We start from the raw sequence: 19,547 nt of genomic DNA on the forward strand, positions 1-19,547 counted from the left end.
CACCCGCTCGCCCCGGCGCAGGCCGGGGTCCAGCGAAAGAATAAAGCCGGGCAAAGCCCGTCATCTTTGTGGATCTGGGTCCCGGCTTTCGCCGGAATGAGCGGGGAGAAATCACTTCAATTTGCCTCCATCGTTCTTCTCGCCCTTCAACGGATAGGAAATCGCGAAGTCATTGCCGGGCATGAAGGGCTGGCCGCGGAAATTCACCGCGTTTGAAAATTTCTCGCGGCAGGTGGAAAAGCGCTTGTCGCAGCCCGCCGTCGCGGTGAATTGGTCGCCGACTTCGATGGCAGCGCCTGAAGGCAGCCACAGCGCAATGGCGCCGTTCGCCGTCTGGGTTTTGACATGGGCGGCGAGCCCCGCATTGGCGCCCGTCACCCAACTGAGGAGGCCATGGGCGAACCAGCCATCACCGAAACCCGCAAAGCCGTCGGCGATGAAGCTTTGCGCATCGCGCAGCGCCGTCACCTCGCCAGCGGTTTTGTAGGCGGGATCGTCCAGATCGACGCCGCATTTCTCGCCGCCGACATTCACATCGCATAAATGCTGATAGACCCGCCCCACCGGTTGATCGAGCGCATGAGAAAGCCCGCGCAGCTCGGCGCGAAAGGCGGCGCCTGCGCGCTTGACGTCGCCAATGACCGCTTGCTTCAGCAAGACGCGCTGCGCGACCGCCGCCCAGTTGACGCGGAACACCTCCACGCTGGCGCCGTCATAACGCCCGGCGGCGAGGTCTTCGCCCGACAAGGCCGAGGCCGACAGCGCGCCTTCAATGTCCGCATTGTCGACCGCGAGATCGGCCGAGGCTGACAGCGAAGAACCGCTGGCGCCGCTATCCGGCAGGAAGTCGGTTCCGTCAAAATTCAGCGCGCGGTCATGATCGGTAAAGCCGAGCACGCCGCCATCGCGCCGCGTCACCCGCCAGCAGGTGGCGAGCGTCGTCGCGCCGCTATCAAGATGCGCTTGTAATGCGGGATCGAGCGCGCGCATCAGACAAGCACCTCAACCAGCGGGATCGACGGAATGTCGCCGGCCTCAAACGCCGCAAGATTGATCCGCAATTCATCGCTGTCGAAGCGCACCGGCGTGTCGAACTGAAAGCCCGCGGTGACCGCCAGCCCGGCGCCGGGCGGCGCGGCGAAACTGACGAGGCCGGTTGTTTCATCGATGGTGAAGTCAGCGCCTTGTGTCTGCTCAACGCCGTCCACCGCGACGCGCACCGTGCCCGCCGCCGGCTTGGCGATCTTGCGCGCATAACTCGCCGCACCGGAAGCGTAGCGCTTCACCAATTGGAACTGCGTTTCGGCGTCGTCGCCGGCGCCGAGCAATTGGTCCTCCGGCGCCGGGCTCTGCGCAAGCGGGCAGCTTTTGAAATCGAAAGGATCGCGAAAGCGGAAACCGTAAAGCCGGCCATGGCGCGCTTCGAAAAAGGCGATGACCGCTTCAATATCGGCGATGGATTTGACCCCATAGCCCGCATTGAAGGAACGGCGCGAGCCCGCCCAGGGGCTGTTGCGTTCTTCATGGCCGGAAACCAGCGCGACAATATCCGTCTTGCGCGCCGGCCCGCCCTCGCTGTTCAGCGCAATGTCGACGGGGAATAATATTTCATGAAATGACATGGGTTTTACTCAACTACACGGGTTTCTATTTCTCTCACCCCCATCGGCCCTTCGGGCCACTTCCCCCGCCAGCGGGGGAAGAGAGCGCCCATAAAAAAGCACAACACTTTTCCTCCCCCGTTCACGGGGGAGGTGTCAGCGAAGCTGACGGAGGGGGTTGCTGCGCCAGACCGGGACAACATCACAAATTCCGTTGTCCTCTCCCCACTGCGCGGGCGAGCGCGGCGGCGATCTGCGTTTCGGAACGCTTGAAACTCTGCACATCGGTGACGCCGGGCAGCGAAATGTTCACGGTCATGGCGCCATTGCTCAGGGGACGGATGGTTCCGGCGCCCCCGGGGAAAACAATTCCGGCCCGCGCTCGCCCACCAGATAGGACTGCCCGGGCGCCACGGGTCCGCCGCCTGCCCGGCCCCCGCCAAAGGCGCCGCTCAGCGCATTGGAGACAAGATTGTGCACGGGCTGGCGCACAAGCGCGTCAATGGCGAAGCGGCGAAGATCCTTCAACAGCGCCGAAGTGAGCTTCTTCAAGGACAGTTCGCCACGCTCGGCGGCGCGGGCGAGATTTGACTGGATCGAGCCCGCCGCCGTGGCGAAGGCTTCGTCAATCAGCGCCGCGGCGGGAATGATCCGCTCCCGCGCGATGCGTTCGATCTCCGCGCTCGCTTCTTCAACGCCCAGGGTCGAGACGGTGACATTTATGTGTTCAGGCATTGGCGCCTCCATGTGAGTTGATCAGTGCGGCGAGCCCGTCGCGGGTCATCTTCTGCGGCGCGATGGCGGCGACGAGCGCGCGCCATTCGGCGAGCGACAGCGTCCAGAAAGCGCCGGGCGACAGGCCAAGCCGCAAAACAGCAAAGGCGAACATGGCGCGCCATTGTTCTAAGCCTCCCCCGATGCAGACTTTCCCGGCGCCCCCTCGCCAGCATCGTCCCCGCCGAGACTTTCAAATGCTTTGGCGATGGCGCTCGCGGCGTCGCTGAGGTCAATGTCGCTCGCTTTTAACGCCTCCAGCGTCAGCGCCGCGCCGCCGCCGGCGAGCAGCGCGTGGAGAATGAGCAGGATGTCGGCGATGCGCGGCGCTTTCAGCCGCGCCTGCAAGCCGGCGAGATCGCCGCCGAGTTTTTCTTCAATCTCGGCAAGCGCGCCCAGCGTCAGGCGCAGGGTTTTTTCCTCGCCATTGACCTTGATGCGGGCGTCGCCGCGCGGATGGGTCATCACGCGCCCTCCGCCGTAAAGGTCAGCGCGCCGGCGGATTCAAGCGCCAGCGACATGGAGGCTTCGCGGTCATGCTCGCCCGCATAATCGAGATTGGCGATCAGGAAGGCGCCTTCGATGGTTCCGAAACCGGGGACGATGACTTGCCAGTTGCGCGCCTCGCTGGCGAAGAAGACCGCGCGCGCCGCTTCCGCCGCCGCATCATTGAGGAACACCCCCGCGCCGGAGACCGACGCCTGCTTGACGCCGGCGCCCGCCAGCAATTCGCGCCAGCCGCCAGATGATTGCGAATGGGTGACGTCGACGGATTGCGCATTGAGCGACAGGGTCTTGGTGCGCAAGCCGCCAATGATGGCGAATGTTTCTGAGACTTCGCCGTCGCCGAGTTTGAGGAGCAGGTCTTTGCCGCGTTGTGCTGTCATAATGCGATTCCTTTTTTTATCGCGCGGCCAACCATTCTCCGCTCATCCCGGCGAAAGCCGGGACCCAGCGAAAAACAGCGCCGCATTACAGTCTGGGTCCCGGCTTTCGCCGGGATGAGCGGGGTGAAAGGAAAATTCTTCATCCTCATGCTCACTATGCCCCTGTTTCTGGGTCACGGCGCGGAAGCGCGCGACGCCCTGATAGAGTTCGCCATCGAGGCGCCGGAACGCATCGGCGAACACAAAACGAATATTGATGAGGTCATGACCGGAGAGAGTCAGCGCCGCTTCATGCAGCGTGTCATAGACGGCGGCGAGAATGCGCTTCACTTCGCGCCGCCCGGCATAGCGGGAGAACACATAAAGCTTCAGCTCGTGCTCCAGTCCGCCATCGACGCCCTTCCAGTCGCTGGCGCGCGCCTCCCCCAAAGTGAGATAGGGAAAGAGAGCGCCCGGCGGCGGGTCGTCGAAAATCCGCGCCGGATCGCCGATTTCCGCCTGCAGCGCGGCGTCGCCGCGCAAGGCCTGATACACCGCCTTTTGCAATTCCCATTGTGCGCTGGTCATTGCACCACCTCCTCGCAAATCAGCGTCAGGCGCTTTTCGCGCCCGTCTTCGCTCTCTATGCTGACGGTTTCATAAGTCTCGCCGGCGAAAATGAGCCGCTGGCCCAGCGCAATGTCGGCGCGAAAACGGATCGTCGCGGCGATGCGCTTTAACCGGTTGTCGCGGTCGCCGGTGAAATCGCGGGTCGAGGAAAGACGCTCCACATCCGCCCATAATTCCGCGCCTGCGCTCCAGGCGAGGCTTGCCCCGCCCGCCTCATCATCGATGCGCGCAAGCGTCAGCAATTCGATCTTGTGTCGAAGGGCGCCGATCACAGCCGCACCTCCCGATAGGGCGCCAGCAAGGCGTCAACGCTTGACGGCACGGCGTAGATGCGCGCCTCGCCCGCCGCCTCGCGGGTTTCAAAGAAATAAGCGGCGAGAATTTTCACCGCCTGTTTGAGCGGCGGGGGAACGGCGTCCGCATCGGCGTAGCCCGCCGTGAAGTCGATCAAGACGCCGTCAATCGCCCGCCCGGGAATTGGCCAGGGCCCGGCGGGACGAAGGCGCGCACGCTGCCCCAGCGCCGCATCGTAAAGCGAAGAAGGGACCGCCTGCGGCGCATCTTCCGCGTCCAGCACCGCCACCGCATCGATCGCGCTGACCGGCGATAAAGGCAGGAACAGCGTGTCTTCCGGCGGCGCATCCAGAGTCAGCCGCCATTGTTGCGGCATCAGCGCCAGCCCGGCCCGCGCCTCGATCGCGCGCGCCGCCGCGACAGCCAGGCCGGTGACGAGCGCGTCTTCATCATCGCTGGTGAGGCGCAAATGCGCTTTCATCTCGGCCAGCGAGACCGGTTCGCCCGCAGGCGGAGAAAGAAGAGTGAGGGACATTACACAACGCGTCCTTTTGTTGTTTCTAAGCCAACCTGTCCCTCCCCCTTGAAAAGGGGGAGGTTAGGAGGGGGATCAAGAGGATCATTGCAAACGCCGCATTGATCCCCACCCGGAAAATCCCGAAGGATTTTCCGACCTCCCCTTTTCAAGGGGAGGTTTAAAGCCGCGCTTAGCTCGCCGCGAATTTCAAAAACTTGATCGCGTCGTAATCCTGCACGCCGCCGCCGACACGCTTGGTCGTGTAGAACAAGACGTAAGGCTTCGATGAATAGGGATCGCGCAAGACGCGCACGCCGACACGATCGACAATCAGATAGCCGCGGCGGAAATCGCCAAACGCAATCGAGTGACTGTCAGAGGCGATGTCATCCATGTCTTCCGCTTCGCTCACCGGATAACCCATCAGCCGCGCCGGCTCGCCGGGCTCTGTGTTGGGCTGCCAGAGATAATTGCCCTCTGAATCCTTGAACTTGCGAAGCGCGCCAACGACCGAGCGGTTCATCAGGAAACGCCCATTGGCGCGGTAAGCCTGCTTCGGCGCATAGATCAGGTCGAGCAACTTGTCCGACGGGTTCGAGGCCGGAAAGGCGCCGTCTACGCCGGTGGCGATATAGCCAAGCTCGTCCGGATCTTTCGAAGCGTCCGCCGCGATGTCATAGGTGAGCAAGCCCTTGGGCGCGGTCGTTCCATTGCCATTGATGAAGGCGGCGGATTCCTGCACCGCGAATTCAGACTGCACTTCATCGGCGAGCCATTGGTCGATGTCGACAATCGCATCGTCGAGCAGGGTCTGCGACGCGGCCGGCATGGCGTAAAGCTCCATGGTCGGGAAATCGAGCGCGGTGAGCGTCGGCGCCGTCGTCGCCGTATTGCGCGCGGTCGTCTCCGCGACCCAGCCGGCGACCGTGTCGCCATTGGAAACCGGCTTGCGGAAAACATTGCCGCCGATTTCACGCACCGACGCGATCTGGCGGATCGGCGAAATGTCTTTCACCGCTGCGGTGATGAGGCGCTCGACTTCATTGGGGGCGAGATAACCGCCCTCCTCGCCGGTTCCCGTATTCACCGATTTCGCTTCAAGCCCCGCAACCGCAGTCGCATCGCCCACGCGCATATAGCGCTGGAAGGCGGCCTTGCGTTCATCGGGTTCGGCCGGCGCGGCGGCGGAGCCGAGCTGCGGCTTTTGCGATTTCAGCGCCAGGCGGTCGACCGCGGCTTTCTGTTCGGTGACCGCCGCATTGATGCGTTCGATTTTTTCGCTGAGGACCACATCCTCGCGGCTTTTTTCTTCGAGCGCATCAAGGCGTTCGTCATTGGCGTGTTTGAACGCTTCAAAGGCGGTGAGGAATTCGCGCATGGCGCCGCGGATTTCGCCTGCGCCGTCGCCTGCTTTGGTTTCGATACTCATTTTACTCTCTACTCCTTACACTGACAGCTTTTGGGCCGCGCTTTTCACGGCGTCGGCGAAGTCACGGGCGCCCGGCATGGGGGGAGGCAGGCCGGGCGCCCGCTTTTTGGACCGCGTTCCCGGGGGGACATGGGCGAGGGAATCGCGGACCGAATGGGTGAATAATTCGGCGATGTTTTCCGGATCGAATTCCGGGCGCGCCGGGCCGATGCGCGTCACCCGCGCCTCGCGCGCCATCGGAAAGGTGACGATGGAAACTTCCCAAAGCTCCGCTTCGAGAATGCGCCGGCCGGTTTTGCCGCGCGCGGCGCGCGCGGTCTGATAGCCGATGGACAGCCCGTCTATGGCGCCGCCTTCGAGCAGCGCATGAACTTCGCGCGCGCGGGGACTGGACAGGATCAACTCGCCCTTGACAAACAGCCCGCGCGCATCCTCGCGCACCGACAACCAGCGGCCAATCGGCGCCTCGGCGGCGTGACTATAGAGCATGGCGATTTTCGGCTGCGCCTTCAGCGATTTCGCAAAGGCGCCGGGCGCGACAATGTCGCCATTCAAATCAGGCCGGTTGAAGATGGAGGCGTAACCTTCGATGGATGCGATCAGGGGCTGGGTCATGCTGAGATTCCTTTTTGCAAAGGAGCCTCTCCTCCCCCGCCTGCGGGGGAGGTGTCAGACCGAACGCGAGTTCGGGATGACGGAGGGGTGTTGCAGGCCGCACATCACCCCCATCCCCGGCTTCGCCGGTACTTCCCCCGCAAGCGGGGGAAGAGAAGCAAGACGAGTAAAGCGGAAACCGGTTCATCACTCGCCCTCCTTCTTCGCATCAAGCTTGCCTTCAATCCGCACCAGCGTCGCGGAAACAAAGCGCACTTGTTCTTCCAGCCGCGCCGTGCGTTCGATGATTTGCGTATTGTCGTCGGCGCGCCGTTCCAGTTGCGCCAGGCGTTCCGATGCGGCGCCGGCCCAGATCAGGCCGAGCCCGGTCTGCACAATCACGGCGGCGCCAATCGCCACGGTGAAGCGCAACTCCATCGGCCGGTCGAGCGGCGATTTCGGAAAGGAAACGCTATGCATCTTGCGCGCCCTCTCTTGCGCCAAGACCCAGCGCTGCGCGTTTTTCATCGTCGCTCAAGAAATCCGCACGCGACACGCGCAGCCATAAGGCGTCGCGTTCCGCCGACAGCGCGTCGATCTCGGTTGTCTGGCAAATGATCCGCGCGTCGGGCCAGGCGGGCGCAAACCAGCCGGTAAGCGCCGAGGCGGTTTTCTTCACCAGCGGCAAGACGGTCTGTTTCCAGAAGGCGAGATTGGCTTCCTTGTAATTTGAATAGGTGTTGTCGCCGGGAATGCCGAGCAGCATGGGCGGCACGCCAAAGGCCAGCGCAATTTCGCGCGCGGCGGCGTGTTTGGCTTCGATGAAATCCATATCGGCGGGCGACAGAGACATGGAGCGCCATTCGAGCCCGCCATCGAGCACCAGCGGGCGCCCCGCATTGGCCGAACCCTGATAGGCGTCTTCAAGCTCGGACTTTAACCGGTCGAATTGATCGCCGGTCAAATTCTCCGCGCCTTCCGGGCCTTTATAGACCAGCGCGCCGGAGGGCCGCGCCGCATTGTCCAAAAGCGATTTGTTCCATGCCGAGGCTGCATTATGGAGGTCGACGGAAGCGCTGGCGGCCTCCAGGGGCGACAGCCCGTAATGATCATTGGTCGGATGAAACAGCTTCAAATGCAGGATCGGCGAAAGCGATCCATCCTCCGGCTTGCGAAAGGTGACGGTACGTCCCGCAACGGAATAATCATATGCCTCCGCCCAGCCGGATTTGCCCGGCCGCGCTTTCATGCGGTCGGGGCGCAGCGCGTAAAGCTCGCGCGGGACGCCATCAAGCGCGACGCTTTCCAGATAGGCGTTGCCGGCGGTCTGTAGAAATCCGTAGAAATTTTCCAGCAGCTCCGCGCCGGACTGTTCCGGGTTGGGCTTGGCGAGCAGCGCAAGCAAGGGATGCTCCGCCATCACCGCGCCCGCTTCCGCAACGCGCAGCGGCGCGGACGCCGCGGCTTCCGCCACCAGCCGGATGCAGCGATAGGCGATGACATTGCGTTCATAACCAGCGCGCGCGAGCGAGACATAATCGCGCGGCGTCCATGCGGGCGCGCCAAGCCGGTGCAGCGCGATCAGCGCTTTCGCGGCGGAGGCTTTGGCTTCGGTTGGTTTGCGGCTGAAAGGCAGTTTCATGACAAACCCCCATCGGCCCTGCGGGCCACTTCCCCCGCCAGCGGGGGAAGAAAGCGCTCCATCGAGAAGTGCGACACTCTTCCTCCCCCGTTTACGGGGGAGGTGTCCGCGAAGCGGACGGAGGGGGTTTTCTTCAACACAATGAACACTCCTCGTTAACTCAGCTTTCGCACGCCGGGCTTCGGCGCGGCGGGGCTCAACATCAAATCGGTGATCGCCCAGACCAGCGCATCCAGCCGGTCTGGGCTCTTGCCCCCTTCGCCGGTGTAGGATGTCATCTGGTCTTCAAGCTTTGCGAAGGCGCCCACATGACGGACGCGCCCGCGTTCATAAAGCGCCGCGACGGGCTCGGCGCGCAGGCGCTTGCCGCGCGTTGCGTAAACCCCGCGCACCGGCGCATGAGGCTCGACCTGCGCGATCACCGCCTTCGCCATGTCGCCGCCCTGATTGACTTCAACAACGATGCGGTCGGCGGAAAATTCATGAAAGGCGGCGGCGGTTTTCTCCGCCCACTGACGGGGAGAGAGCCCCGCCGCCGACCAGTCCGCGAGCACGAAGGCGGTTTTGTGTTCGCCGCAATAAGCAACGCCGGCGATCACAATGCCGCATTCATCCGCGTTTTCGCCGCCCGTCGCGGGGGGATCGACGGCGACGACGATGCGATCGAGCTGGGGCGCAGCGGAAATCCGCGCCGCCTCGATCATGCTCCAGTTCCACAAGGCGCCGGCCACATCTTCCACAAGCTCGCCGAGCAATTCCTGACGGCCAAGCGCCGTGCCCTCATAGAGCGCCGCGATTTCCGAAAAGAACGCGTCGGAAAGATGCGCGCGATTGTCATAGGTCGAAGCGCGCCGGACTTTCGTTGTCTTCGCCTTGATCAGCCGCTTCAACAGGCCGGAAGGGCGCGGCGTCGTGGTCGCGATCTGGCGCGGGCGTTCACCCAGCCGCAGCGCAAGCTGCAGGTTCGACCATGTTTCCTCGCCATAGCGCCATTTGCATAATTCGTCAGACCACGCCGCATCGAACTGATAGCCCCTGATGCCGTCCGGGTCTTCGGCGGAAAAAGTGTAGCCCACAGCGCCGTCGGGCCAGACCAGGCGCCGGCGCGAGGCTTCAAACTGGGGCATGCCGCCCGGCGGCGACACGGCGCGGATGCCGGAAGGTCCTTCGATCATGACTTCCCTCGCATCGGCGTAGCTTTCCGCAACAAGGGCGATGGTGAGCGGCGAAGCGGCCCGGCCTTGGCGATTGTCATTGGCCGCGACATTGGCGGCGACTTTGGCTGCGACAACGCCGCGGATCCATTCCGCCCCGGCGCGGGTCTTGCCGGCGCCGCGACCGCCCAGCAGCAGCCAGGTAGTCCAGTCGCCTGCCGGTTCCTTTTGATGGTCATGGGCGTTCTCCCGCCACAGCTTCTCCGCCATCTCCGCATGCAGCGCCCGCAGCAGCCGCATCGTCCTTCGCGCGCGCGCCGGATCGGTCTGCGTCGCCGTCGCGCTCAATGCGTTCGACGGTTCGGTAGATTTTCCGGTAAGCGGCTTCGATGTCGTCTTCGCTGAAGCCTGATCCGCTGGCGGTTTGCTCATGCCGTTCCTTGTCCTCTTCGCGTTTCATGCGGTTTGCGACTTCCGCCGCGCTCATCAGCGTGCGCAGGGCGCGCGCGCCGCGATCGAAGGTCTCGTCCTCATCATCGCCGGCGAGCAGCGATTGCGACCGGCGATGAGCGAGCTTGACGATGCGCGCATGCAGCGCGTTCCAGCTCTCGCCATTTTCACCGGCGGCGTTTGAGTTTGAATTTTGTGTTTCGGTGTTCATGGAAGGCATTATGGGGCCATCCCGGAACACGGGGATAACTACGCACCAAATGCGGGATTCATGAAAGAATTCATCAGATATGATGTATTTTCGAAGAGGCGTTTCGCGTTATTGGGGTGCGAAATTTCGCCCTTACCGAACTTTTGTAATCCGGCTTTCGAGCAACGCGTCGGTGATCTCCAGCTCGTCTTCGGAAACAAGGTCCGTCGTGACGGCGATCTTGGCGCGCACGACGGATTTTTTATCGCCGGTGCGCAGCGGATGCCATTTCGGCAGGCCCTTGCCTTCCGCGAGGCGGCGATAGGCGCATGTGGGCGGCATCCATTTCAGCGCGCCCACATTATCCGGCGTCAACTGCACGCAGTCGGAGACTTTCTTCAGCCGGTTTTGATAGTCGGTGCATTGGCGCTTTTTAATGTCGAACAAGGTGCAGGCGATGTCGGTTTCGAAAACATCGCCGGTCTCTTCATTATGCATCACATAGATGCAGCAGCGCCCGCAGCCATCGCACAGGGATTCCCACTCCTCGGGGTTCATCTCGGAGAGTTTCTTGGTTTTCCAGAAAGGTTTTTCGCGCGCCATGGGCGCAGCTCTTAGCCTATTGCGCCTGCGAAGGCCATCGCCGGATTCACGCTTTGCCGAAAGCCCAAGCCGGGCTAGGCTCGCCCTCTTTCAAGGGGGCTTACATGATCCGTTATCTGAAAATCTTGCTTGTGTTTTTCGTCGGGCTGCAGGGATTTTCCTATTTCGCCGGCAACATCATCAACTGGGAAGAAGCGAAAGGCTTTGTCGCCTATGTGCTGTCGCTTGAGGCCCATGACGTCTACCCTCATGACCTGGTTCCCGCGATCACCAGCCCCGCGCTGGTCACCGCAACGCTGATCGTCATTGTCACCGGCGAATTCCTGGTCGGGGCGGTGTCGATGCTGGGGGCGCTGAAAATGCTCGCCGCCGCGGGCAAACCCGCCGACCAGTTCAATGCGTCCAAGAGCGTCGCCATTCTCGGCTGCGGCATTGGCGTCCTCGTCTGGTTCGGCCTGTTCACCGTGGTTGGCGTCGGCCTGTTCGGCATGTGGCAAACGGCGCTCGGCGACGGCTCCATGGATGGCGCCTTTGTCTATTTCATGTCGAGCGGGCTGGTGATGGTGTTCGTCAACATGAAAGACGACTAGCGCGGTTTCACCCGATAGGCGCAGCGCCGCGCGCCGGCGAGGATGTGTTCTTCGCGGCTGACGGAAACATCCTTGCCGAGGACGTCGGAAAAAACTTTCAGCTCGCCCGCGCAAAGCCCGGTGCAGGCGCGCGCCGCCGAACAGATCGGACAATGGTTTTCAATGAGCAGCCAGTCGCGCCCGTCTTTTTGCGCGTCAGCCATATAGCCTTCGGCCGAGCGCGCATCAGCGAGGCGTTTCACCCGCTCGCCCAGCGTCTTTGCCCTGGAAAGTTTTTCGCCATATTGCGCGCGCTGCATGTCGCCATGTTTCTTGATGAATTTCGCCAGCCCTTCGGCGCCGAACAAATCTTCGACCGACTGGATCATCTCAACCGCCAGCGCCTGATGCGCGTCGGGAAAGATTTTCGCCGACGCCTCGGTCAGCGCCCAATAGAGCGTCGGGCGCCCGCGGCCTTTGGCTTCGCTGCGCGCATCGACCAGCCCCTCCTCCTCCAGAGCATAGAGCTGCAGCCTGGCGGCCATCGGCGTCAGGGACAGCGCCCGCGCAAGCTGTGAGGCGCTTTGTTCGCCCTCGCGCTTCAACAGATCAAGGATCGCGCCGCGGGTCGCGCCCGTTGCCGCGCCCGCCGCGCCAGCATCGGATTTTTTGATAGGGGTCTTCGATATTTTGCTCATCCGGTATTTATAAAAGGTGTTGCTTTCAAAAACAAGGGCGCTTATTGAAAGGATATTCTTTCTTGAATAAGGGAGGCCATCATGGCGAAAAAAGCAGAAAGACAAGCAAACACCCCCGCGCCCCAACCCGCGCCCCGCATTGAACATGTCAATCTGGTGGTGACGGAAATCGACCCCACCGCGCGTTTCCTGATGAGCGCCTTTCCCCATTGGCGCCTTCGCGGCGAAGGCGGCGGCGAATGGTCCGGCGTGCCCCGGCGCTGGGCGCATATTGGCGATGACGACAATTACATCACGCTGAACGAGTTCAAGCTTCCGCAGGAGGTGCGCGGGCGTCATCGCGACCTCGCCGGAATTCAACCGGGCCTTGCGCATATCGCCTTTGACGTCGCCAATCTCGACGAGATTGTCGCACGGTTGAAAGCCGCCGGGCATGAACCGCACCATCTGGGCGAGGATCACCCGCATCGGCGCAACCTCTATTACGTCAATGAAGAAGGGCTTGAATTCGAATTTGTCGAATATTCCAGCGACATTCCCGAAGAAAAAAATCTGTATCAGTAAGCATCTGTCATCCCGTGCGCGGCGCGGCATGCAATGACGCGCTGCTGACACGGGACCCAAGCCGCAAGATCAAAACCAGCACATAGATCCCGGATCTGCGCAGCAGCATTTCATGCTGCGGCGTGTCCGGGATGACAACAAAGACAAAAAGAAAAGAGCAAGATATGACGAGCCTGTTCATTCTCGGCTCCTCGCGCGCAGATGGCCATACCGGCCGCCTCGCGCGCGAGGTGTTCGCGCGCCTCGACAATGCGGAGTTCGCCGATCTCGGCGCGCTTGCCGTCGGGCCTTATGACTATGACTATGCAAATCGCGGCGATGATTTCCTGCCGCTTGCGCAAAAGATGGTCCGCGCCCGGTCGATCATCCTCGCGAGCCCGCTCTATTGGTATTCCATGAGCGGACAGATGAAGATTTTCTTCGACCGTCTCACCGATCTCACCGACCCGCCCTACAAACCGCTGGGCAAGGCGCTTGCGGGCAAGGCGATGTTCACCATCGCCACCGGCGGCACGGCGGCGGCGCCGGACTCTTTCACCCGCCCCTTCTCCGACACCGCCGGTTATTTCAACATGCATTGGGGCGGGCTGCTTTATGCGCGCGGCGCCGATGCATTGAGTGAGGAAACCAAAGCGGCGGCGAAGGATTTTGCAGCAAGGATCGCCGAGCACGCGATGATTTGAGACCGCGCTGCGGGCGTGATAGAAATTTGCGCAGGATTGAGGGGCGGATAATGCGCAATGTCGAGCGCCGTTTTATATTGCTGTCGGTTTTATTGTTGGGCCTCGCCGGCTGCGCGAGCGCCCCAACGCCATATCCGCAAACACAGCAAACCGCGCGTTTAAGCCCCGGCGGGCATTTTGAATTTCATGCCGATCCGTGGATCGCTATGCATCATTTTCTGTATCACGCCGCACGCGACCAGCGGCGGGACCTGAAACTGCGCGAGCGCGTATCGCTGCATGAAGATGACCGCGCGCGCATGACGCCAGCGATGCGCGAAACCATGGCGCCGGTGCTCGCTGCTTATGAATCCTATCTCGATCCCGACCTGCTATTCACGCCGAACTTGCGCGCCATAGCAAAAGAGCTTGCCGCGGGCGGGCCGGAAAGCGTTTCCGATGACGCGGTGCGCGAAGCGCTGGTCGCCTTCATGCCGGTTTATGCGGAAACATTCTGGCCGCGTCATCAGCGCGCTGGCGAGGCGCTGCTCGCTACGCTCACGCCGCTGCTGGAAGCGCATGAAACCGCCATGGCGAACAAGGTCGCCGGCTATCTCGAAAGCGAATGGCCGCGCGCGCCGATCCGTGTGGACCTCACCGCCTACGCCAACCGGCCCGGCGCCTATACGGACATCAATCCCAACACCATCACCCTCTCCGGCGATGACAAGGAAGTGGCGGGCGGCCATGGATTTGAATTGCTGTTTCACGAAGCCAGTCACACCGCGCCGCTGGGCGATCGATTCCAGCCCGCCGCCGACGCCGCATTGGCGAAAGCCGGAATCAAGGACCGCCGCTTCTGGCACTATGTTTTGTTCTATGCGACGGGCCGCGCCGCCAGCGAAGTGCTGGGCGATCCCGCTTATGCGAAATATGTGGACGCGACGGGCTTAAGCGCGCGCGCCGCCATGAAGCCCTATTATGATGCGCTCGATGCGACATGGGACAACGCCGACAGCCTGCAGGCCCGTCTCGACGCCGCCGCCCGCATCATTGCACAAGACATGACGCAAGCGGATTGATTTCCGGCGCCGCCCCGGTCGCCACTCTGAAAAAACCGTGCTATACCGCCCAAACGACGGCGGGGCGGGAATGAACAAGCTTTTCAATGAATTAAGACGGCGCAACCTGTTTCGCGTGGCGGGCGTCTACGATGACGCCACGACGGATGACAGGCGAAGGCGCCCCCGCGCCGGTCCGTTGCGCTCTCGTGGTTTCCCCACCCGGCGCCACCGCGTGGGCCAGGGCGACTTCGAGTCTGAACACTGAAAACAAAAAGCCAAATGATCTCTATAGGGAGTAAATCCATGCGCTCAGCCATTACCTGTCTCATCGCCGCCCTCGCGGTTCCGGCCTGCGCGCCGACACCCGAGGCTGAAACGGACGCGCCGCAGGTCTGGACCTATGAGGACGCCACCATTTTTCCGGCGGACCGCACGCTGAACCGGCCCGAAGACGGCGTCATCCTTGCGGATGGAACCGTGCTGGTGGCGGATCAGGAGCATGGCCTTGCCGCACTGGCGGCGGATGGATCGAAACGCCCCTTCGGCGCCTTTGCCGATGCCGGCTATGTGGATGCGCCCCCGGCGGCGACCGCGGGCCCCAATGGGGTCGCCTTTGAACCCGATGGCGCCCATGTGCTCGTCGCCGATGTGTTTTCCGGCGCGATCTGGCGCACCGATCTGGCGAGCGAAACCACCGAACGCATCTATCAGCATGCCTATGGCGTCAACACCGCCATTCGCGACAGCAGCGGCGCCATCTGGTTCACGCAGTCGACGGAGAATATCGGGCCGGATTCCGAAAAACGCCTGTTCGCCGCCGTCGATACGCCCATGACCGATGGCGCCCTGTTCAGGATCGCGCCGGCATCGGGCGATGCGGCCCCGGTCGCTGAGTTGAAAGCCTCGGGCATGATCTTCGCCAATGGGCTGGTCGCCGACGAGGCGCGCGGCGCGCTTTATGTGGCCGAGACTCTCGCCGACCGCATCAGCGTCTTCCCGCTGTCGGTCGCCGATGGCGCGCTGGGCGAACCCCGCATCCTCGCCAATGTCATCGGGCCGGACAATGTGGAGATCGATCCGGCGGGCAAGCTCTGGGTCGCTTCGCCGATCAGCAATTCGATTCTTGTGGTCGATCCGGAGACCGGCGAGACGCATACGGCGTTCCACCCGGAGAGCGAGGCCAGCGACCGCATTGTCGCCGAATGGCGCCGCCGCGCCGAGACCGGCGAAGCGCGGCTTGACCTGATGGGACCGGACATGTCGGCGCCGCTGCCGGGCGTCATCACCGGGATCATCCTGTCGGCGGACGGCGCGCCGGTCTATGTCTCCGGCCTTGGCGACGCGCTGGTGAAACTCGGCGGCGATCACTGATGCTCCTCCGCCGCCGTCAAAAGGACCGCCAATGACCCTAGAGGAAATCGCCCTCGTCGCTCAGATTGTCGGCGTGATCGTCGTCGCCGCCACGCTGGTCTACCTGACTATTCAGGTTCGTCAGGGCGCCGAGCAATTGCGCTCGGAGGCGCGGCAGACCCAGCTCGAAAACGACCAGACAGGGGTATACAAATTCGTCGAATTTCCGGCCATCGCGCGCAGTTTCTCCCAACAGGAAACGCCGAGCTTCGAAGAGAAGACGCAGATGTATTTCTGGATTATCGGACAGATGCGCGCACGCGAATATGAATGGTTGCAATATAAAAGCGGCGCGATGACCAAGGAGTCCTGGGAAACCTATCGCGACGTCATCTTCTTTGTTCTCGGCACGCCGCGAAGCAGAGCGGCCTGGGAGTTATGCAAAGACTATTTCAATGCAGGCTTCGTTGCGATGGTGGCTGATATGGTGAAGGATGCGCCGGTCATAGACATCTGGGACAGGCTGGAAAAGCTGGACTAGGCATGAAAGGCCGCCGTCACCCGGCCCGAAGCCACGGCGCGCCCTCCTTACGCCTTTGTCATTGTCGCTGCCGAAACTCCCGCCTTGCGCCCAAATTTACGCCCTTTTTCCGCCCGCTTTGGCTGACATGGAAGCTTTGTTTGCAAGGGGCCGCAGGAGGCCAGTATAAGTCTTGCAAGAAGCAGGCATCGGGGCGAAACGCGCTCAGGCGCAACGGGTATTGGCGGCGGCACGGGCATGTCGAAGAAACAGTATGACAGAAGCGGGATTTCCGCTGTGATCGCCGGACTTTGGGCGGATCTGAAACGCGGCGCGACCGCCTTTCACGGCGATTTCCTCAAACTGTTCGGGCTTTCGGCCAAACCGCCCGCCGGCAAGGAGCCCTTCCCCGAAGCGAGCAAATATCCCAAAGCCCCCGGCGACGGCAAAGCCTGGCGCAATCTCTGGGGCTCGCTGGCGCTCTCGGTTGTTTCGCTCGCCATGTTCGGCGCCGTCATCGTGCTCGGCGTCGCCTTCATCGAAATGGCGCCGCGGGTGCCCGCCGGCGCCGATCTGTGGAACGTCAACCGGCAGGCGGCGATCATCGTGCTCGACCGCAATGGCGAGGAAATCGCCGCGCGCGGCGCGCGCTATGGCGAGCATGTAGAACCCGCCGAGCTCCCCGACCACCTGATCAAAGCTATTCTGTCTACGGAGGATCGCCGCTTTTACGAGCATGGCGGCATTGATTTGCGCGGCACCATGCGCGCGGTGATGTCGAACCTGAAAGCCGGCGGCGTGGTCGAAGGCGGCTCGACCATCACCCAGCAATTAGCGAAGAATTTGTTTCTTTCCCCGCGCCAGACCTATGAGCGCAAGGCGCGCGAGGCGCTGCTCGCAATGTGGATCGAGGGCCACTACACCAAGGACGAAATCCTCTCGCTCTATCTGAACCGCATCTATCTCGGCGCCGGGGCTTATGGCGTTGAAAGCGCGGCGCAGACCTATTTCGGCAAATCGGCGCGCGACGTGACGCTGGCTGAGGCGGCGATGCTGGCCGGCCTGCCGAAAGCACCGTCGACTTATGCGCCGACACAGAACCCGGCGGGCGCGCAACGGCGCGCCAGCGACGTGCTCGACAATCTGCTGGAGACCGGCGCGATCGAACCTTTCGCCGCGCGCGAGGCGCGCCAGAATCCGCCCGCCATCGTCAAACAGAATGTGGATTCAGGCCTCGGTTATTTCTTCGACTATGCGGCGGCGCAAGCAAAGAAGCTGGCGCCCAACGCGACCGGCGACATTATCGTGCGCACCACCATCGACCAGAAACTTCAGCGCGATGCGGAAGCGGCGGTGAACGCGGCGCTGGATGTGGATGCGCGCCTCAAAGGCGCCGACCAGGCGGCGTTGATCGCCTATGATTCCGACGGCGCGCTGCGCGCCATGGTCGGCGGCCGCGACTATAAGGAAAGCCAGTTCAACCGCGCGGTGCAGGCCAAGCGCCAGCCCGGCTCCGCCTTTAAGCCTTTCGTTTATGTGGCGGCGATGGAATCCGGCCTGACGCCGGAATCGCGCTTCATCGATCAGCCGATCGACATTGAAGGCTGGCAGCCGACCAATTACACGCCCGGTTTCGCCGGTCCCGTGCGCCTCACCGAAGCGGTCGCGAAATCGATCAACACGGTGGCGGTGCAAGTCACCGAACAGATCGGGCGCGGCAAGGTCGCAGAAGCCGCCAAACGTCTCGGCATCAAATCCGACGTGCCGCCGCATCGCTCCATCGCGCTGGGCGCCGTCGATGTGACGCTGGAGGAACTGGTCAGCGCCTATATTCCTTTCGCCCGTCACGGCCTTGCGCCGGCGCCTTACGCGATTGAGGAAATCAATGCGCGCGGCGGCGAGGTTCTCTATCAGCACAATCCCGACGCCCCGCCCCGGGTGATGAGCGACGACGTCGCCCGGAAAATGAACCATCTGCTCTATCAGGTGATGCTGTCGGGCACCGGGTCGCGCGCCTCGCTCGGCCGGCGTCAGGCGGCGGGCAAGACCGGCACCACCAATGACTGGCGCGACGCCTGGTTTGTCGGCTACACGCCGCAACTGATCGCCGGGGTGTGGGTCGGCAATGACGCCTATACGCCGATGGAGAAAGTCACCGGCGGCGCCATTCCCGCCGCGATCTGGCGGGAATTCATGCTCTCCGCCCATCAGGGCCTTGTCGCCCGCTCGCTCGACGGCGCCTATCCGGCGGTGTCTTACGCATCGGAGCCGGTGCTGCTGAATTTCTATGCGGATGTTTCGCGCGGCTTCACCCGCGTCCGCCGCGACGGCGATGAACGGCGCATGCGGCGGCGGCGTTAATCCGCGGCGCTGTCCAGCACGCTGATGCGTTCGATAAAGGCGCCGACCGCCGCGCCCAGCGCGGTGAAATGATCGCCCGGCCGGGTTTCGAAGTGAAACGCCTTGGAGTCCCGCCCGCCGTCATTATCATTTGCGGCGTGCCAGTCGGCGCGCGCCGCCGCTTCCACGATGATGCCCGCCTCCTGATCGCCCGCATAGGCAAACACCTCCGTATACAACGGTTTTTCGCCGCCATACCGGATGTCCGCGCCGGTATCGCCATTGCGGCCTCGCTCCGGCTGGAAGGATGCAAAAACGCCCTTCGGATAGACGCCGCCGGACCCGCCAAGGGCGCGATAGGGCCGCAGCGCGCCGTCATCGGCCGCCGCATTCAACGCGATGCCGCAGCCGATGGAATGGCCGAAGCCGAAAACCTGAGTCTTGTCGACGCCCGGCAGCGCCGCCATCGCCGCGCCCGCATTGATGAAATCATCGACCTCGCCGAGCAGATATTCAAAGCCGCCGGGATTGCCGTTCTCGCCGCGCGATGCCGGCATCATCACCACATAGCCAGCATCGACAAAGGCCTGTGCATCATCGAAATCGCCCGCGCCGACGGCGAAGCCGCCATGCTGATAGACGACCGCCTTCTGCGCGCCGCCGGGCGCCGTCAGCGTCTCCATCGTCACGCCTTCGGGGAAAGCGAGCCACGCCGCAAGCTCATAGGCGCCGCTTCGATAGGTAAAGCGCGTCGCCCGCGCGTCGAGCGCCTTATTGTCAAAGGATTGCGGCGACGGCTTCAGCTTGAAATTCTCCTGAAGATAAGCGCTGTAATGCTGGCGGGCCTGCGACGCGGATTCGGCCTCGCCGAGCGCGGCCGGGTCATATTTGGGCGCCTTGAAGCCCATGGCGAAAACCGCGGCGACAATCAGCGCCCCGCGCAATACCGACGCGCGCGAACCCGCCATCTGCAAACCATACCGTGACATAGATGCTCCCATTCCCCTTGCTCCCCCCGTGCTTTAACCTCTTGCGC

25 protein-coding genes are annotated in these 19,547 nt (G+C 62.8%); 7 read left to right on the top strand and 18 right to left on the bottom strand.

The window, feature by feature from the left end:
- Positions 1-111: 111 nt before the first annotated feature.
- The 16 genes from AC0L8G_RS18955 to AC0L8G_RS19030 form a co-directional block, all read right to left on the bottom strand.
- Positions 112-990, bottom strand: coding sequence for a DUF2163 domain-containing protein (locus AC0L8G_RS18955; protein ID WP_473385733.1), 879 nt, complete (start codon positions 988-990; stop codon positions 112-114).
- Positions 990-1,622, bottom strand: coding sequence for a phage distal tail protein, Rcc01695 family (locus AC0L8G_RS18960; protein WP_473385734.1), 633 nt, complete (start codon positions 1,620-1,622; stop codon positions 990-992). Before AC0L8G_RS18960 ends, AC0L8G_RS18955 begins: the two co-directional genes overlap by 1 nt.
- A 309-nt stretch (positions 1,623-1,931) precedes the next feature.
- Entirely contained in the window at positions 1,932-2,336 is a 405-nt protein-coding gene (locus tag AC0L8G_RS18965) for a phage tail tape measure C-terminal domain-containing protein (RefSeq protein ID WP_473385735.1), read from the bottom strand.
- The gene (locus tag AC0L8G_RS18970; protein ID WP_473385736.1) at positions 2,329-2,490 is read right to left on the bottom strand and encodes a phage tail assembly chaperone; all 162 of its coding nucleotides are present in this window, start codon (positions 2,488-2,490) and stop codon (positions 2,329-2,331) included. The genes AC0L8G_RS18965 and AC0L8G_RS18970 overlap by 8 nt, the downstream gene beginning before the upstream one ends.
- Positions 2,491-2,504: 14 nt before the next feature.
- Positions 2,505-2,840 (bottom strand): GTA-gp10 family protein, encoded by a 336-nt coding sequence (locus tag AC0L8G_RS18975; protein WP_473385737.1) that lies wholly within the window; start codon positions 2,838-2,840, stop codon positions 2,505-2,507.
- Positions 2,840-3,262, bottom strand: a complete 423-nt coding sequence (locus AC0L8G_RS18980) for a phage major tail protein, TP901-1 family (protein ID WP_473385738.1) — start codon at positions 3,260-3,262, stop codon at positions 2,840-2,842. The genes AC0L8G_RS18975 and AC0L8G_RS18980 overlap by 1 nt, the downstream gene beginning before the upstream one ends.
- A 42-nt stretch (positions 3,263-3,304) precedes the next feature.
- Positions 3,305-3,829: a DUF3168 domain-containing protein gene (locus AC0L8G_RS18985; protein WP_473385739.1), complete on the bottom strand. Its 525-nt coding sequence runs from the start codon at positions 3,827-3,829 to the stop codon at positions 3,305-3,307.
- A complete protein-coding gene (locus AC0L8G_RS18990; protein WP_473385740.1) occupies positions 3,826-4,143 on the bottom strand; it encodes a head-tail adaptor protein in 318 nt (105 codons plus the stop codon). The genes AC0L8G_RS18985 and AC0L8G_RS18990 overlap by 4 nt, the downstream gene beginning before the upstream one ends.
- Positions 4,140-4,700: a head-tail connector protein gene (locus tag AC0L8G_RS18995; protein ID WP_473385741.1), complete on the bottom strand. Its 561-nt coding sequence runs from the start codon at positions 4,698-4,700 to the stop codon at positions 4,140-4,142. Before AC0L8G_RS18995 ends, AC0L8G_RS18990 begins: the two co-directional genes overlap by 4 nt.
- A 172-nt stretch (positions 4,701-4,872) precedes the next feature.
- On the bottom strand, positions 4,873-6,111 hold the full coding sequence (locus AC0L8G_RS19000) for a phage major capsid protein (RefSeq protein WP_473385742.1): 1,239 nt from the start codon (positions 6,109-6,111) through the stop codon (positions 4,873-4,875).
- 15 nt (positions 6,112-6,126) lie between these two features.
- The gene (locus AC0L8G_RS19005) at positions 6,127-6,726 is read right to left on the bottom strand and encodes an HK97 family phage prohead protease (protein WP_473385743.1); all 600 of its coding nucleotides are present in this window, start codon (positions 6,724-6,726) and stop codon (positions 6,127-6,129) included.
- A gap of 186 nt (positions 6,727-6,912) precedes the next feature.
- Entirely contained in the window at positions 6,913-7,185 is a 273-nt protein-coding gene (locus AC0L8G_RS19010; RefSeq protein WP_473385744.1) for a hypothetical protein, read from the bottom strand.
- Positions 7,178-8,347 carry a phage portal protein gene (locus tag AC0L8G_RS19015; RefSeq protein WP_473385746.1) on the bottom strand — a complete coding sequence of 390 codons (1,170 nt, stop codon included), beginning with the start codon at positions 8,345-8,347 and terminating at the stop codon, positions 7,178-7,180. The genes AC0L8G_RS19010 and AC0L8G_RS19015 overlap by 8 nt, the downstream gene beginning before the upstream one ends.
- A 155-nt stretch (positions 8,348-8,502) precedes the next feature.
- Positions 8,503-9,771, bottom strand: coding sequence for a DNA-packaging protein (locus AC0L8G_RS19020; RefSeq protein WP_473385747.1), 1,269 nt, complete (start codon positions 9,769-9,771; stop codon positions 8,503-8,505).
- Complete coding sequence (locus AC0L8G_RS19025; protein ID WP_473385748.1) at positions 9,737-10,162, bottom strand: hypothetical protein; 426 nt, start codon at positions 10,160-10,162, stop codon at positions 9,737-9,739. The genes AC0L8G_RS19020 and AC0L8G_RS19025 overlap by 35 nt, the downstream gene beginning before the upstream one ends.
- Positions 10,163-10,294: 132 nt before the next feature.
- A complete protein-coding gene (locus AC0L8G_RS19030) occupies positions 10,295-10,744 on the bottom strand; it encodes a YcgN family cysteine cluster protein (RefSeq protein ID WP_473385749.1) in 450 nt (149 codons plus the stop codon).
- 104 nt (positions 10,745-10,848) lie between these two features.
- Between AC0L8G_RS19030 and AC0L8G_RS19035 the strand changes: the two genes are divergently transcribed.
- On the top strand, positions 10,849-11,334 hold the full coding sequence (locus AC0L8G_RS19035; RefSeq protein ID WP_473385751.1) for a DUF2165 family protein: 486 nt from the start codon (positions 10,849-10,851) through the stop codon (positions 11,332-11,334).
- Here AC0L8G_RS19035 and AC0L8G_RS19040 read toward each other — a convergent pair.
- Positions 11,331-12,011, bottom strand: coding sequence for a helix-turn-helix transcriptional regulator (locus AC0L8G_RS19040; RefSeq protein ID WP_473385752.1), 681 nt, complete (start codon positions 12,009-12,011; stop codon positions 11,331-11,333). The genes AC0L8G_RS19035 and AC0L8G_RS19040 overlap by 4 nt on opposite strands.
- Positions 12,012-12,092: 81 nt before the next feature.
- Between AC0L8G_RS19040 and AC0L8G_RS19045 the strand changes: the two genes are divergently transcribed.
- The 6 genes from AC0L8G_RS19045 (at position 12,093) to AC0L8G_RS19070 (ending at position 18,532) form a co-directional block, all read left to right on the top strand.
- Complete coding sequence (locus AC0L8G_RS19045; RefSeq protein WP_473385754.1) at positions 12,093-12,575, top strand: VOC family protein; 483 nt, start codon at positions 12,093-12,095, stop codon at positions 12,573-12,575.
- A gap of 164 nt (positions 12,576-12,739) precedes the next feature.
- Entirely contained in the window at positions 12,740-13,258 is a 519-nt protein-coding gene (locus AC0L8G_RS19050; protein WP_473385755.1) for a flavodoxin family protein, read from the top strand.
- Positions 13,259-13,308: 50 nt separating this feature from the next.
- Positions 13,309-14,319 carry a hypothetical protein gene (locus AC0L8G_RS19055; protein ID WP_473385756.1) on the top strand — a complete coding sequence of 337 codons (1,011 nt, stop codon included), beginning with the start codon at positions 13,309-13,311 and terminating at the stop codon, positions 14,317-14,319.
- A 285-nt stretch (positions 14,320-14,604) separates the two neighbouring features.
- On the top strand, positions 14,605-15,672 hold the full coding sequence (locus AC0L8G_RS19060; RefSeq protein ID WP_473385758.1) for an SMP-30/gluconolactonase/LRE family protein: 1,068 nt from the start codon (positions 14,605-14,607) through the stop codon (positions 15,670-15,672).
- A 31-nt stretch (positions 15,673-15,703) separates the two neighbouring features.
- Positions 15,704-16,192 (top strand): hypothetical protein, encoded by a 489-nt coding sequence (locus tag AC0L8G_RS19065; RefSeq protein WP_473385760.1) that lies wholly within the window; start codon positions 15,704-15,706, stop codon positions 16,190-16,192.
- 237 nt (positions 16,193-16,429) lie between these two features.
- Positions 16,430-18,532: a transglycosylase domain-containing protein gene (locus AC0L8G_RS19070; RefSeq protein ID WP_473385761.1), complete on the top strand. Its 2,103-nt coding sequence runs from the start codon at positions 16,430-16,432 to the stop codon at positions 18,530-18,532.
- Here AC0L8G_RS19070 and AC0L8G_RS19075 read toward each other — a convergent pair.
- The gene (locus AC0L8G_RS19075) at positions 18,529-19,500 is read right to left on the bottom strand and encodes an alpha/beta hydrolase family protein (RefSeq protein WP_473385762.1); all 972 of its coding nucleotides are present in this window, start codon (positions 19,498-19,500) and stop codon (positions 18,529-18,531) included. The genes AC0L8G_RS19070 and AC0L8G_RS19075 overlap by 4 nt on opposite strands.
- Positions 19,501-19,547: the final 47 nt, after the last annotated feature.

The organism is Hyphococcus sp. D3-15 (assembly GCF_055809375.1).

What these genes read in the sequence shown, in the direction of transcription:
- AC0L8G_RS19040 (WP_473385752.1), bottom strand. Translation starts at nt 12,011, where the DNA reads ATGAGCAAAATATCGAAGACCCCTATCAAAAAATCCGATGCTGGCGCG.
- AC0L8G_RS18985 (WP_473385739.1), bottom strand. Translation starts at nt 3,829, where the DNA reads ATGACCAGCGCACAATGGGAATTGCAAAAGGCGGTGTATCAGGCCTTG.
- AC0L8G_RS18960 (WP_473385734.1), bottom strand. Translation starts at nt 1,622, where the DNA reads ATGTCATTTCATGAAATATTATTCCCCGTCGACATTGCGCTGAACAGC.
- AC0L8G_RS19030 (WP_473385749.1), bottom strand. Translation starts at nt 10,744, where the DNA reads ATGGCGCGCGAAAAACCTTTCTGGAAAACCAAGAAACTCTCCGAGATG.
- AC0L8G_RS19015 (WP_473385746.1), bottom strand. Translation starts at nt 8,347, where the DNA reads ATGAAACTGCCTTTCAGCCGCAAACCAACCGAAGCCAAAGCCTCCGCC.
- AC0L8G_RS18995 (WP_473385741.1), bottom strand. Translation starts at nt 4,700, where the DNA reads ATGTCCCTCACTCTTCTTTCTCCGCCTGCGGGCGAACCGGTCTCGCTG.
- AC0L8G_RS19010 (WP_473385744.1), bottom strand. Translation starts at nt 7,185, where the DNA reads ATGCATAGCGTTTCCTTTCCGAAATCGCCGCTCGACCGGCCGATGGAG.
- AC0L8G_RS19005 (WP_473385743.1), bottom strand. Translation starts at nt 6,726, where the DNA reads ATGACCCAGCCCCTGATCGCATCCATCGAAGGTTACGCCTCCATCTTC.
- AC0L8G_RS19050 (WP_473385755.1), top strand. Translation starts at nt 12,740, where the DNA reads ATGACGAGCCTGTTCATTCTCGGCTCCTCGCGCGCAGATGGCCATACC.
- AC0L8G_RS18955 (WP_473385733.1), bottom strand. Translation starts at nt 990, where the DNA reads ATGCGCGCGCTCGATCCCGCATTACAAGCGCATCTTGATAGCGGCGCG.
- AC0L8G_RS19065 (WP_473385760.1), top strand. Translation starts at nt 15,704, where the DNA reads ATGACCCTAGAGGAAATCGCCCTCGTCGCTCAGATTGTCGGCGTGATC.
- AC0L8G_RS18965 (WP_473385735.1), bottom strand. Translation starts at nt 2,336, where the DNA reads ATGCCTGAACACATAAATGTCACCGTCTCGACCCTGGGCGTTGAAGAA.
- AC0L8G_RS19035 (WP_473385751.1), top strand. Translation starts at nt 10,849, where the DNA reads ATGATCCGTTATCTGAAAATCTTGCTTGTGTTTTTCGTCGGGCTGCAG.
- AC0L8G_RS18975 (WP_473385737.1), bottom strand. Translation starts at nt 2,840, where the DNA reads ATGACCCATCCGCGCGGCGACGCCCGCATCAAGGTCAATGGCGAGGAA.
- AC0L8G_RS19075 (WP_473385762.1), bottom strand. Translation starts at nt 19,500, where the DNA reads ATGTCACGGTATGGTTTGCAGATGGCGGGTTCGCGCGCGTCGGTATTG.
- AC0L8G_RS19000 (WP_473385742.1), bottom strand. Translation starts at nt 6,111, where the DNA reads ATGAGTATCGAAACCAAAGCAGGCGACGGCGCAGGCGAAATCCGCGGC.
- AC0L8G_RS19025 (WP_473385748.1), bottom strand. Translation starts at nt 10,162, where the DNA reads ATGAACACCGAAACACAAAATTCAAACTCAAACGCCGCCGGTGAAAAT.
- AC0L8G_RS19020 (WP_473385747.1), bottom strand. Translation starts at nt 9,771, where the DNA reads ATGGCGGAGAAGCTGTGGCGGGAGAACGCCCATGACCATCAAAAGGAA.
- AC0L8G_RS18980 (WP_473385738.1), bottom strand. Translation starts at nt 3,262, where the DNA reads ATGACAGCACAACGCGGCAAAGACCTGCTCCTCAAACTCGGCGACGGC.
- AC0L8G_RS19070 (WP_473385761.1), top strand. Translation starts at nt 16,430, where the DNA reads ATGTCGAAGAAACAGTATGACAGAAGCGGGATTTCCGCTGTGATCGCC.
- AC0L8G_RS19055 (WP_473385756.1), top strand. Translation starts at nt 13,309, where the DNA reads ATGCGCAATGTCGAGCGCCGTTTTATATTGCTGTCGGTTTTATTGTTG.
- AC0L8G_RS19045 (WP_473385754.1), top strand. Translation starts at nt 12,093, where the DNA reads ATGGCGAAAAAAGCAGAAAGACAAGCAAACACCCCCGCGCCCCAACCC.
- AC0L8G_RS18970 (WP_473385736.1), bottom strand. Translation starts at nt 2,490, where the DNA reads ATGTTCGCCTTTGCTGTTTTGCGGCTTGGCCTGTCGCCCGGCGCTTTC.
- AC0L8G_RS19060 (WP_473385758.1), top strand. Translation starts at nt 14,605, where the DNA reads ATGCGCTCAGCCATTACCTGTCTCATCGCCGCCCTCGCGGTTCCGGCC.